This window comes from Polaromonas sp. P3_C2, from assembly GCF_056402675.1.
On sequence record NZ_JBFUGX010000054.1, the window covers coordinates 1 to 11,148 of the forward strand.

An 11,148-nucleotide genomic window follows, 5' to 3' on the forward strand; every position below is an offset into this window, starting at 1 on the left:
CCAGCAAACAGTGCATGAAATTCGCCTGGATTGCGACAACGACGTGATCCTGCTCAAGGTGACGCAGCTGGGCCACACGCCGGGCATCGCCTGCCACACGGGCCGCCACAGCTGCTTTTTCAGTGTGTATAAAGACGGCCAGTGGGTGGTGACCGAGCCGGTCCTGAAAGACCCGACAACCATGTATAAAAAAGCATCAACAGACTCCGGCAAACATGACCACGAATGACTCCCTCCAGCGCCTGGCGCAGATCATTGAAAGCCGCAAGGCGGCCAACGGCGGTGACCCGGACACCAGCTATGTGGCTCGCCTGCTGCACAAAGGCCCCGACGCCTTCCTGAAAAAAATCGGTGAAGAAGCCACCGAAACCGTGATGGCCGCCAAGGACATCGACCGCGGGGGCCCCACGGCGGAGCTGAAGGGCAAGCTGGTCGGCGAAGTGGCCGACCTGTGGTTTCACAGCCTCATCGCGCTGGCGCACTATGGCCTCAGCCCACTGGACGTGATCGCCGAGCTGGAGCGCCGCGAAGGCACCAGCGGCATCGAGGAAAAAGCCTTGCGCAAGGCCCAGCACCGTGATGCGGCCGAAAAGCCCTGAGACGGGCGTTTCATGGCCCCCATCACCGTGGCTGATTTTTCTTCTCCCTGATATCGCTTTGACTGGAACCTGAACGCATGGAAACCGACCTGGCCGAATTCGAAGGCAAGAATCCCGCCGACCGCACCATCATGCATGTGCTGTACGGCCTGCACACGCTGGCCTGGTTCAGCGGCGGTGTGTTTGCGGTGATCGCCGTCATCATCAACTACATTCGCCGCGCGGATGAAACCGATGCGCTCTACATCGACCACCACAACTACATGATTCGCACCTTCTGGTGGACGCTTGCGTGGCTGGTGCTGCTGTCGCCGCTGTGGCTGTTGATTGTGCCGGGGTGGGTGGCCTATGGCATTGTCTGCCTCTGGTACCTGTACCGCTGCGTGCGTGGCTGGATGCGTTTTAGCAGCCACCGTCCTGCGTAATTTCCTTGAGTCACGACCCAGCCATGAACCATTCCGACACCTGCATTTTCTGCAAGATCGCTGCGGGCACCATTCCAAGCCGGAAGGTGTACGAAGATGACGAGCTGTACGCTTTTCACGACATCAACCCGTGGGCGCCCGTGCATTTCCTGATCATTCCCAAGGACCACATTCCGTCCATGGCCCAGGTTGGCCCCGAACACGCCGCCCTGCTGGGGCGYATGATGGTGCTGGCCCCCAAGCTGGCGATAGAGCAGGGCTGTAACCCTTATCCGGAGGGCGGCTACCGGATCGTGACCAATACCGGCGCCGAAGGCGGACAAGAAGTGCATCACCTGCACTTTCACGTGATCGGCGGCCCTCGTCCATGGCTGAAGGGCTAGAAGGGTTACAAGCCAAAGGGAACCCCGGTGCCCACAACCACACTAAACCGGTAGGCCAATGTGTGTAATCGGTTTTCCGGCAGACAGGGCCTTTAGAATCAACGCAATTACGTGCAAACCGCCCCAAACCGGCAATGTTGCATTTACACCTGTATTTACAGATTAGGAGCAAATCATGGGTTCATTTTCCATCTGGCACTGGCTGATCGTGCTGTTGATCGTGGTGATGGTTTTCGGCACCAAAAAGCTGAAAAACATGGGCAGCGATCTCGGCGGCGCCGTCAAGGGTTTTAAAGACGGCATGAAGGACGGCAGCCAGACGCCCGCCGACGTGCCCGTGCCGCCCGCCAGCGTGACCAACGCTCAGGCCACTGACAAAACGACAATCGACGTCGAAGCCAAGCAGAAGTCTTGAGCGCAATCATCTGACGCAACCTTCCAGCGACACCTTCTGCAGTGATTGATCTAGGCATCTCCAAAATGGCGCTCATCGGCGCCGTGGCGCTGATCGTTATCGGCCCGGAGAAACTGCCGCGCGTGGCGCGCACCGTGGGTACGTTGCTTGGTAAGGCGCAGCGTTATGTGGCCGACGTCAAAAACGAGGTCAACCGCTCCATGGAGCTGGACGAGCTCAAGAAGATGAAGGAAACCGTTGAGGGCGCCGCCCGTGACGTAGAGAACTCCATCCAGACCAACGCCAGCGATTTCGAAAAATCCTGGGCCGAGGCCACGGGAGAGTCGTCCTCCGGCGCTTTGCCGGGCATGGAAATCTTCCCCGAGTACAGGCACCCGAAAAAGAAGTGGCGGCTCAAGCAGGGCGCGACACCGCAGTGGTACAAGGCCCGTTCGGGCGTGCGTACCAAGGCCCAGTCCGGCGCGGCCCGCGTGGCGCGCTTCCGTCCGCAGCCGGGCCGCATGCCTTGAGCTGCTTTTCTGCTGATTCCTTCCTGTTTGCGTGCCTCCCCGCGCAGCCCCACCAGCGCAAATTCCCCTCATGAGCGATCCCCACACCGACAAGCCCGACGAACTCGCGGGCACCGAACAGCCTTTTGTGCAGCACCTCGTGGAGCTGCGCGACCGGATGATCAAGGCGGTGATTGCCATCGGCATTGCGGCCGCCGTGCTGGCGGTGTACCCCGGCGCCAGCGCCCTCTATGACCTGATGGCCGCACCGCTGGTGGCTACGCTTCCCAAGGGCGCCACGCTGATCGCCATCAGCGTGATCACGCCGTTCGTGGTACCCATCAAGATACTCTTCATGGCCGCCTTCATGATCGCACTGCCGGTGGTGCTGTACCAGGTGTGGGCCTTCGTCGCGCCGGGCCTGTATTCGCATGAGAAAAAACTGGTCATGCCGCTGGTGGTTTCCAGCACCCTGCTGTTTTTCATCGGCGTGGCGTTTTGTTATTACTTCGTGTTTGGCCAGGTGTTTGCCTTCATCCAGAGCTTTGCGCCCAAGTCCATCACGGCTACGCCGGACATCGAGGAATACCTGAGCTTCGTGCTGGGCATGTTCCTGGCGTTCGGGCTGGCCTTTGAAGTGCCGATTGCGGTCATTTTGCTGGTGCGCATGGGCATACTCACCGTGGCCCAGCTGCGCCAATACCGCGGCTATTTCTGGGTGATTGCCGCCATCGGCACCGCCCTGGTCACGCCGCCCGACGCCGGTTCCATGATCATGCTGCTGATGGTGGTGGGCGGGCTGTATGAGGTCGGCATCCTGGCGGCCCTGTTGTTCGTCAAGCACACCAAGGCGCCAGAGACCGACAGTGACACCGAAGCGGCCAAGCCCTGATTTTCCGCCGGGGCTGTTCAAAAAACCTTGGATAAAAATGGCTGCAGCCCAATATGGCCGGGCGCAAGCAGCTATTAACTCAATAGCACCTTCGCWTTGATGGCTGCGGGCTCCCCGCCGCCCCGGCCGGTCAGCGCTGCTGAACCTTGGGCCGCTGGCGCTTGCCGGGCGTCACCGGGATCTCGGTCTGCTTGTCCTTGCGCAGCACCGTCAACGGCGCCGGCGTACCGGGCTTGAGGGCTGCCACAGCGGTCAACAACTGGCTCACGTTGCGCACGCCCTTGCCGTTCACGGCAGTGATCACGTCGCCGGGCAGAAGGCCGGCCTGCGCGGCCGGGCCGTTCTGCAGAACGCCGGTGATGATGACACCACCCTCTTTGGCCGCAGCTGCCGGAAGGCCGAATGTTTCAGCGAGTTCGGGGTTGAGGTCCTGCGGCTCCACGCCGATCCAGCCCCGTGTGACCTGGCCGTCCTTCACGATGCCGTCGAGCACCAGCTTGGCGGTCGACACCGGGATGGCAAAACCAATGCCCATGGAGCCGCCCGAGCGCGAATAAATCGCGGTGTTGATGCCCATCAGGTTGCCGTTCACGTCGACCAGCGCGCCGCCCGAGTTGCCGGGGTTGATGGCGGCGTCGGTCTGGATGAAATTTTCAAAGGTGTTGATGCCCAGCTGGTTGCGCCCCAGTGCGCTCACGATACCGCCGGTGACCGTCTGGCCCACGCCAAACGGGTTGCCGATGGCCAGCACGGCGTCGCCCACCTGCAAGGCGTCGGAGTTGCCCAGCACGATGACGGGCAGCTTGTCCAGGTCGATCTTGAGGATGGCCAGGTCGGTGTCCGGGTCGGTGCCTATGACCTGTGCTTTTGCCTTGCGCGTGTCGTTGAGGATGACTTCGATCTCGTCGGCGCCTTCCACCACGTGGTTGTTGGTCAGGATGTAGCCGCTGGCGCTGATGATGACGCCGCTGCCCAGTCCGCCCTGCGGTTCATTGGGGCTCTGGTCGCCGAAGAAAAACTTGAACCACGGGTCTTCGGCATGCGGGTTTTTGGCAGCGGCCTTGCTGGTGTTGATGCTGACCACAGCCGCCGAGGCAATTTTGGCCGCCGACGCGAAGCCGCTTCCGGCGCCGCCGCTGCGCGGCGCGCTGCCGGCCGGGGCCTCGATGACGGACACGCCCGGCATATTGCCGCGGTCCAGCCACTGCGGCTTGAGCGTGGCCACCACGAAGTAAGCCGCCAGCAGGACGGTGACGGTTTGGGAAAAAAGAAGCCAGGTGCGTTTCATGAGGCGTGAAGGTCGGCGTGCCGGTACGAAGGTGCGGAAGACGAAATGGGGCGGGAATCCGGGGCGGCACAGGGCCGGAAGGGGCGCGGCGCCAACTGATGGAGTTTATCGCTTCGGGTTCCCGCTCGCTGTAAGGAAGCACGCCGGCTGGCTCCGGTACCATGTTCCCGGCTGCCGCAAGGCCGCAGCCGCGGGCAGCCTGAACCGCTGCCCGCGGTCAACAACCATAACGGAGGTGACAACATGCATCAGTGTTCAAGGCGGACCTGGCTCGCGCGTGGCGCGGCCGCATTGACAGCGGGTTCGGCGGGACTGGCATTGCCGGTTCTGGCCGCACCCACGGCGACGAAATTTCCGGCCAGTGTGGTGGCGCAGGGCACCACACTGCAGCTCAATGGCGCCGGCACCCGCTTCAAGGCCATTTTCAAGGTCTATGACATGGCCCTGTACACGAGCCGCAAGGTCTCGTCGGCCGACGAGGCGATGAAGCTGGGCACGCCCATCCGCCTGGCTTTTGTGGCGCTGCGCGAAGTCTCCGGCACCGACCTGGGCCGGCTCTTCCTGCGAGGCATGGCCGACAATTCAAGCCGCGACGCTGTCAGCCGCCACTCGGTGTCGAGCAACCGTTTGATCGATATCTTCTCGGGCCGCAGCAAGCTGATGCCCGGCGATTCGTTCGCGATGGAGTTCATGCCGGGCAAGGGCACCAGCTTTTTCATCGCCGAGCAGCCGCAGGGCGCAGCGGTCGGTGATGCGGAGTTCTTTCGCATGGTGCTGGGCATCTGGCTGGGGTCCGTTCCGGCCGACTTCATGCTCAAGGACGCCTTGCTGGGCCTCGAGAAAAGCTGATCGTCCTGAGGCAGCGCCCTGAGACAATGGGGCCATGAGCACCACACGACAGGACTTGCTGCAGGCCTTTGACACGCTTTTGCAGCCCGCGCGTTTCAAGGACTACGGCCCCAACGGCCTGCAGGTCGAAGGCAAACCGTCGGTCGGCAAGATCGTTTCCGGCGTTACCGCCAGCCTGGCGCTGATCGAAGCGGCGATTGCGGCGCAGGCCGACGCCGTCTTTGTGCACCACGGCTTGTTCTGGCGCGGCCAGGACGGCCGCGTCACGGGCTGGATGAAGCAGCGCCTGGCGTTGTTGCTGGCGCACGACATCAACCTCTATGCCTACCACCTGCCACTGGACGCGCATCCCGAGCTCGGCAACAACGCCCAGCTGGGCTTGCAACTGGGCCTCACGGCGACGGGGCGATTCGGCGAACAGGACCTGGGTTTTATCGGTGGGCGTGTCGACGGAGGGCAGTTTTCAGATGCCGGCGCACTGGCAACACATGTGGAAAAAGTGCTTGATCGGGCTGTAACCAAAGCAGGACCAACGCAAGCAGCTATCAAAAACATAGCATGGTGCACAGGCGGCGCGCAGGGGTATTTTGAGGCGGCGATTGCCGCAGGCGCCGACGCCTTCATCACCGGCGAGATTTCCGAACCCCAGGCGCACTACGCGCGCGAGATGGGCGTGGTCTTTATTGCCTGCGGGCACCACGCCTCCGAGCGCTACGGCGCGCCGGCCGTGGCGGCGCAGGTTGCCACGCAGCTCGGCCTGGCCCACCAGTTCATCGACATCGACAACCCGGCCTGAAGCGTTTCTTGCGGGGATCAGGCCGGCTTGTGGCGCTGCCGCCCGGTTCGGCTGGCGTTGGGGCTGGCGTTAGGGCCGGCGGGTTTGGCCCGCAGCGGGGTTTGCGGCGCGGCGTTTCGCAGCGCATGCCAGCTGGAGCCCAGCTCGGCATGCTCCACCGGCACGGCGGTGCGGGTTTCCGGGTCCAGCAGGGCGGCGCGGGAGCGCATGGCGCGGGCAGCCTGCGCCACAGACTGCGCTTCGTGCAGCAGCTGGGCGACGTCCTTGCCGGCGACCGACAGATGAACGATGCCGACGGCAATGTCCGGCTTGATCCGGGCGCGCCCCCCGCCCAGGGCCGTCACGTCCATCGGCCGGCGCAGGTCGGAGGCCACGCGCAGGCCCAGTGTGCGTATCCAGCGCGGCGAATGCATGGTTTCCAGCAGCACGACAAAGCAGCGGTCATAGTAGCGGCCGGCCGGGTTGACGGCGCCGGTGTGGCGCTGAATGCGGCGCGCCATCTGGATGTAGATTTCGTTCAGGCCGGCCTGGCCAATCTGGGGCAGCAGGCCTTCGGGCTCGAACAGCAGCACGGCCATCAGCGCGCCGTCGCGCCGCGTGCGCAGACGCYGGCGCTGCGCACGGATGATTTTCTGCACCATCGCCACGCCGTCATAGAGCTGGGTGATCGGGTCATGCCCCGACGCTTCGCCGTGCTTCAACTGCCGGGTCTGCCGGTTGCGCAGCCACAGCATGGCGGCCGTGATGACCACACTGAGCAAGGCTGCCATAGCCACGCCGGCCTGCAGCGGCAGTGAAAACCGGGTGGGGCTCAGCGCCAGGCCGTACAGGCCGATCTGCGCGGGCAGCGTCAGCAGGCAGCCCAGCGCCAGGCCCCAGGCCAGCCGGTCACCGAGTTGCGTGGCGCGAACCGACAGCCACAGCACTACGGAAAGATTGACGACGGCGAGTGTTGCCGAGGCGGGCAGGGCCCACTGCGGCTCCAGCAGCAGGCAGAGCGGCCCGCCGGCGATGCAGACCAGCGTGATGGTTAGCAGGCTGACCTTCATCAGGTGGTCGCGCTGGTGGGCCGACAGCCATTTGCTGGCGCCGAAGCTGCCCATCGACGCGCAAGCCGGCCCGACAAGCAGTTGCGCAATGCCCAGCGACTCCTTGCCGTCCGGCCAGAGCTCCATGGGCAGGCCGCTCAGCAGCATCACCACCAGCCAGCAAAGCGCGAGGTAAGCCAGGGTCTGCCAGGCAGCGCGGGTGCGGCTGTAAAGGGCATCGGCCAGGGCCAGCAGCAGCACCAGGCCAAGTGCGCCGGCCGCAGCACTCCACAGCATCATTTCACCGTCGGACATCAGGACGGGCATGGCAGCATTCATGGCAGGCTGATGTCCTGTGCGCCGGCGAGCTGCCGCTGCGATGTGGTTTGCGCCAAAATACCCCCAGCATGCATCTGACCGACCCCCCTGAATTCATTGATCCGGCGCTGCGCTGTGCAGCCGGTGTGTTGACCTGTTTCTTTGTGATTATGGGGTTTCCTGTAACCAAATGCACCCTGTCGCCGCAATTCACCGCGGCGGCGCCCGGCTTGTGAACAAGCCGCTGCTCATCACCATGGGTGACGCCGCCGGCATCGGCCCGGAGATCATCGCCAGGGCTTTTCGCGACGCGCCCGTTGAAATGGCGGGCTGCGCCGTGGTAGGCGATGTCGCCACGATGCGCCGCGCTGCCGCGCTGACAGCGTCCCCGCTGGCGCTGCCGGTGGCCCGGCTGGACGCCCTGGCCGATGCGGCGGGGGTGCCGCCCCATTGCATCGGGGTGTTGCAAAAATGCGAGTTGGAGACCGTGCCTTACGGCCAGGTCAATGCGCGGGCGGGCCAGGCTGCGGCTGACTGCATCGTCTGGGCGGCGCGCAGCGTGCTGGGTGGCGAGGCATGCGCCATGGTGACGGCGCCCATCCACAAGGAGGCACTGGCGGCGGCCGGTGGCTGGGTGGCCGCTTTTCCGGGCCACACCGAAATGCTTCAGGCCGAGGCGGCCGCTTTTCTGGGTAAATCGGCGGCGGACGTGCCGGTGCGCATGATGCTGGCCAACGATGAACTCAAGACCGTGTTGGTAAGCATTCACATGTCACTGCGGCGCGCCATTGAGGCCGTCACCTTTGACAACGTGTTGCAGACCTTGCGCATCACGCACAGCGCGGTGGCTGCCAGCCTGGGCCGGGCACCGCGCATCGCGGTGGCGGGGCTGAATCCGCACGCCGGTGAAGGCGGACTGTTCGGCAGCGAAGAGCAGGCCATCATCGCGCCGGCCATCGCTGCCGCCCGCGCGCAAGGGCTGGATGTGAGCGGTCCCTTCGCACCCGACACGGTGTTCATGCGTGCACGCCATGCTGTCGGCAAACCCGGCGAGTTTGACGTGGTGGTGGCGATGTACCACGACCAGGGGTTGATCCCGGTCAAATACCTGGGCGTGGAGCAGGGCGTTAACGTGACGCTGGGGCTGCCGCTGGTGCGCACGAGCCCCGACCACGGCACGGCGTTTGACATCGCCGGCACGGGGCGCGCGGACGCATCCAGCTTGCTGGCGGCTGTTCGCATGGCGCGCCAGCTTGTTGCCGGCTGAAAATTCAAGCGAAATCGGGCCCTGGCCCAATAGGAGCCTGCGCAAGCAGCTATTAAATCAATAGCATAGCCATGCCTTCGCAAGCGGGGGCCGCGGTCTGGCTTTGCCAGCCGCAAGGCGCCGTCCCCTGTAGGGGAGAGGCCCGCTACACGAAGTGAGCGGGCAACAGGGGGGTTACTTTTTTAGACTGTCGCGGATTTCGCGCAGCAGCACGATGTCTTCAGGCGGCGCGGCGGGCGGTGGTGCGGCTTCGTGGTGACGTTTGAGCCGGTTGATCTGCTTGACCATCAGGAAAATGATGAAAGCCAGGATGACGAAGTTGACGCTCACCGTCAGGAAGTGGCCATAGGCAAAGACCGGGACCCCAGCCTTTTTGAGGGCTTCAAGCGACATGTCGGTGCCCGGCGGCACAGTGCCCAGCAATACGTACATGCTGGAAAAGTCCAGCTTGCCGAAGACCAGGCCCACCAGCGGCATGATCAGGTCGCTCACCACGGCGTCGACGATCTTGCCGAAAGCGGCGCCAATGATCACGCCTACGGCCAGATCGATCACATTGCCCTTGACGGCAAATTCCTTGAATTCCTGCATCATTCCCATGAGTCTCTCCTGTTATTGGTAGCGGTTGCCGGCCGTACCGGCGTTCTGCAAAAAATGATTATGAAGGCTGGCCGTGTTTTCGGGCGGTGCGAAAGGCGCGGCTTGCAACAAAATATGCGAAGGCGGCCGGCTGCCTTAAAAACGGGCACTTCCGGCCCAGCCATGCGGGCTGCCGCCGCCCGGGCCGGGCCCTCCGCCTTGAAAAACGACATCGCGCTCCGCTACAATTGCGGGTTGACCCCACTAAGCCTCCCACCAAGCCTATTTCAAGCCAGTTCTTGAAGGACTCTCATGACCCAAGCAAGCGAAGCAAGCGCGAACGGTGTGCCCCACGGCGCCCCCGTCGATAAAGATAAAAGAAACTGGCTCGTGGCCACCTGCGCTGTAGGCGGCGCAGGCGTTGCAGCCACCGCAATCCCCTTTGTCAGCACTTTCCAGCCCTCCGAAAAAGCCAAGGCTGCCGGTGCGGCCGTCGAGGTCGATATCTCCGGCGTGAAACCCGGCGAAAAGATCACGGTGGAATGGCGCGGCAAGCCCGTCTGGATCATCAAACGCACGCCCGAGCAGCTCGCCGAGCTGCCCAAGGTCGATGCCCTCCTGGCCGACCCCAAATCCGAGCGCAAGCCCGACGAACTGACCCCCGAATACGCCCGCAACGAAAACCGCTCCATCAAGCCCGAAACGCTGGTGGTGGTGGGCATTTGCTCGCACCTGGGCTGCTCGCCCTCTGACAAGTTCCAGCCCGGCGCACAGCCTTCGCTGCCCAACGACTGGGCCGGCGGCTTCCTGTGCCCCTGCCATGGCTCGACCTTCGACATGGCCGGCCGTGTGTACAAGAACAAGCCCGCGCCGGACAACCTGGAAGTGCCGCCGCACATGTACCTTTCGGACACCCGTCTGCTGATTGGTGAAGACAAGAAGGCCTGAGGCGCTTGCCTTAACCCGCGTTAACCAAGCTCCTTCACAAGACCCTATAGCCAGCACCTGATACCCGCCGACCTTTCTGCCGCGTACCAGGTGCTTGCCAAAGAATCCCACCGAACCAGGATCAGTTATGGCTGAATTCAAAGAAATTTCCCCCGATGCCCCGCTCGCCGTCAAGGCGATGAACTGGGTCGACAACCGGTTTCCCGCCAGCAAGCTCTACAAAGAGCACATGAGCGAGTACTACGCACCGAAGAACTTCAACTTCTGGTACATCTTCGGCTCGCTGGCCATGCTGGTGCTGGTCATCCAGATCGTCACCGGCATCTTCCTCACGATGAATTACAAGCCCGACGCCGCACTGGCTTTCGGCTCTGTCGAATACATCATGCGCGACGTCCCCTGGGGCTGGCTGATCCGCTACATGCACTCCACCGGCGCTTCCGCTTTCTTCGTGGTGGTTTACCTGCACATGTTCCGCGGCCTGCTCTACGGCAGCTACCGCAAGCCGCGCGAGCTGGTCTGGATCTTCGGCTGCGCGATTTTCCTGTGCCTGATGGCCGAGGCCTTCATGGGCTACCTGCTGCCATGGGGCCAGATGAGCTACTGGGGCGCCCAGGTGATCGTCAACCTGTTTGCCGCCATCCCTTTCATCGGCCCTGACCTCGCGCTGCTGATCCGCGGCGACTATGTGGTCGGTGACGCGACGCTGAACCGCTTCTTTGCTTTCCACGTCATTGCCGTGCCGCTGGTGCTGCTGGGCCTGGTGGCCGYGCACATCATCGCGCTGCATGAAGTCGGCTCCAACAATCCCGACGGCGTTGAAATCAAGGGCCCGAATGCGCCGAAGGACGCCGCAGGCCACCCGCTGGACGG

16 protein-coding genes are annotated in these 11,148 nt (G+C 63.4%); 13 read left to right on the forward strand and 3 right to left on the reverse strand.

All coding sequences use genetic code 11. The features are described 5' to 3' along the window. From AC1DWI_RS04215 to tatC, 7 genes are all read left to right on the forward strand, one after another. A partial coding sequence (locus AC1DWI_RS04215; protein WP_477724424.1) for a phosphoribosyl-AMP cyclohydrolase occupies nt 1-229 on the forward strand: 229 nt, incomplete at its 5' end. Continuing rightward, a complete protein-coding gene (locus AC1DWI_RS04220; protein ID WP_457279706.1) occupies nt 216-599 on the forward strand; it encodes a phosphoribosyl-ATP diphosphatase in 384 nt (127 codons plus the stop codon). The genes AC1DWI_RS04215 and AC1DWI_RS04220, both read left to right, overlap by 14 nt. A 77-nt stretch (nt 600-676) precedes the next feature. Then, nucleotides 677-1,024 (forward strand): DUF4870 family protein, encoded by a 348-nt coding sequence (locus AC1DWI_RS04225; protein ID WP_477669860.1) that lies wholly within the window; start codon nt 677-679, stop codon nt 1,022-1,024. Nucleotides 1,025-1,047: 23 nt separating this feature from the next. Next, nucleotides 1,048-1,407: a histidine triad nucleotide-binding protein gene (locus AC1DWI_RS04230; RefSeq protein WP_477669859.1), complete on the forward strand. Its 360-nt coding sequence runs from the start codon at nt 1,048-1,050 to the stop codon at nt 1,405-1,407. A 175-nt stretch (nt 1,408-1,582) separates the two neighbouring features. Next, nucleotides 1,583-1,822, forward strand: a complete 240-nt coding sequence (tatA, locus tag AC1DWI_RS04235; protein WP_477669858.1) for a Sec-independent protein translocase subunit TatA — start codon at nt 1,583-1,585, stop codon at nt 1,820-1,822. A 41-nt stretch (nt 1,823-1,863) separates the two neighbouring features. Next, nucleotides 1,864-2,331, forward strand: a complete 468-nt coding sequence (gene tatB, locus AC1DWI_RS04240; RefSeq protein WP_457279703.1) for a Sec-independent protein translocase protein TatB — start codon at nt 1,864-1,866, stop codon at nt 2,329-2,331. 70 nt (nt 2,332-2,401) lie between these two features. Further along, entirely contained in the window at nt 2,402-3,202 is an 801-nt protein-coding gene (gene tatC / locus AC1DWI_RS04245) for a twin-arginine translocase subunit TatC (protein ID WP_477669857.1), read from the forward strand. 130 nt (nt 3,203-3,332) lie between these two features. Here tatC and AC1DWI_RS04250 read toward each other — a convergent pair whose 3' ends face one another. After that, nucleotides 3,333-4,490, reverse strand: coding sequence for a S1C family serine protease (locus AC1DWI_RS04250; protein WP_477669856.1), 1,158 nt, complete (start codon nt 4,488-4,490; stop codon nt 3,333-3,335). 243 nt (nt 4,491-4,733) lie between these two features. On the opposite strand from AC1DWI_RS04250, the gene AC1DWI_RS04255 reads away from it, so the two are divergent. Continuing rightward, nucleotides 4,734-5,339: a chalcone isomerase family protein gene (locus AC1DWI_RS04255; protein WP_477669855.1), complete on the forward strand. Its 606-nt coding sequence runs from the start codon at nt 4,734-4,736 to the stop codon at nt 5,337-5,339. Between the two features lie 34 nt (nt 5,340-5,373). Beyond that, entirely contained in the window at nt 5,374-6,135 is a 762-nt protein-coding gene (locus AC1DWI_RS04260; protein ID WP_477669854.1) for a Nif3-like dinuclear metal center hexameric protein, read from the forward strand. 17 nt (nt 6,136-6,152) lie between these two features. Here AC1DWI_RS04260 and AC1DWI_RS04265 read toward each other — a convergent pair whose 3' ends face one another. Then, nucleotides 6,153-7,502, reverse strand: a complete 1,350-nt coding sequence (locus AC1DWI_RS04265) for a GGDEF domain-containing protein (RefSeq protein ID WP_477724425.1) — start codon at nt 7,500-7,502, stop codon at nt 6,153-6,155. Nucleotides 7,503-7,570: 68 nt separating this feature from the next. On the opposite strand from AC1DWI_RS04265, the gene AC1DWI_RS04270 reads away from it, so the two are divergent. Beyond that, nucleotides 7,571-7,717 (forward strand): hypothetical protein, encoded by a 147-nt coding sequence (locus tag AC1DWI_RS04270; RefSeq protein WP_477669852.1) that lies wholly within the window; start codon nt 7,571-7,573, stop codon nt 7,715-7,717. Beyond that, complete coding sequence (gene pdxA, locus AC1DWI_RS04275) at nt 7,714-8,748, forward strand: 4-hydroxythreonine-4-phosphate dehydrogenase PdxA (RefSeq protein WP_477669851.1); 1,035 nt, start codon at nt 7,714-7,716, stop codon at nt 8,746-8,748. Before AC1DWI_RS04270 ends, pdxA begins: the two co-directional genes overlap by 4 nt. 174 nt (nt 8,749-8,922) lie before the next feature. Here the strand turns inward: pdxA and mscL are convergent, their stop codons facing one another. Then, a complete protein-coding gene (gene mscL / locus AC1DWI_RS04280; protein WP_457279696.1) occupies nt 8,923-9,348 on the reverse strand; it encodes a large conductance mechanosensitive channel protein MscL in 426 nt (141 codons plus the stop codon). Nucleotides 9,349-9,639: 291 nt separating this feature from the next. Here mscL and petA point away from each other — a divergent pair, with 291 nt between their 5' ends. Together petA and AC1DWI_RS04290 are read left to right on the forward strand one after the other, a co-directional pair. Beyond that, entirely contained in the window at nt 9,640-10,275 is a 636-nt protein-coding gene (petA, locus tag AC1DWI_RS04285) for a ubiquinol-cytochrome c reductase iron-sulfur subunit (protein WP_457279695.1), read from the forward strand. A 127-nt stretch (nt 10,276-10,402) separates the two neighbouring features. After that, on the forward strand, nt 10,403-11,148 hold a 746-nt coding region (locus AC1DWI_RS04290), incomplete at its 3' end, for a cytochrome b (RefSeq protein WP_477724426.1).

Bases quoted from the DNA above. Each gene is read 5' to 3' on its own strand.
- AC1DWI_RS04220 (WP_457279706.1), top strand. From the start codon at position 216: ATGACCACGAATGACTCCCTCCAGCGCCTGGCGCAGATCATTGAAAGC.
- mscL (WP_457279696.1), bottom strand. From the start codon at position 9,348: ATGGGAATGATGCAGGAATTCAAGGAATTTGCCGTCAAGGGCAATGTG.
- AC1DWI_RS04225 (WP_477669860.1), top strand. From the start codon at position 677: ATGGAAACCGACCTGGCCGAATTCGAAGGCAAGAATCCCGCCGACCGC.
- tatA (WP_477669858.1), top strand. From the start codon at position 1,583: ATGGGTTCATTTTCCATCTGGCACTGGCTGATCGTGCTGTTGATCGTG.
- AC1DWI_RS04260 (WP_477669854.1), top strand. From the start codon at position 5,374: ATGAGCACCACACGACAGGACTTGCTGCAGGCCTTTGACACGCTTTTG.
- tatC (WP_477669857.1), top strand. From the start codon at position 2,402: ATGAGCGATCCCCACACCGACAAGCCCGACGAACTCGCGGGCACCGAA.
- AC1DWI_RS04250 (WP_477669856.1), bottom strand. From the start codon at position 4,490: ATGAAACGCACCTGGCTTCTTTTTTCCCAAACCGTCACCGTCCTGCTG.
- AC1DWI_RS04255 (WP_477669855.1), top strand. From the start codon at position 4,734: ATGCATCAGTGTTCAAGGCGGACCTGGCTCGCGCGTGGCGCGGCCGCA.
- AC1DWI_RS04270 (WP_477669852.1), top strand. From the start codon at position 7,571: ATGCATCTGACCGACCCCCCTGAATTCATTGATCCGGCGCTGCGCTGT.
- petA (WP_457279695.1), top strand. From the start codon at position 9,640: ATGACCCAAGCAAGCGAAGCAAGCGCGAACGGTGTGCCCCACGGCGCC.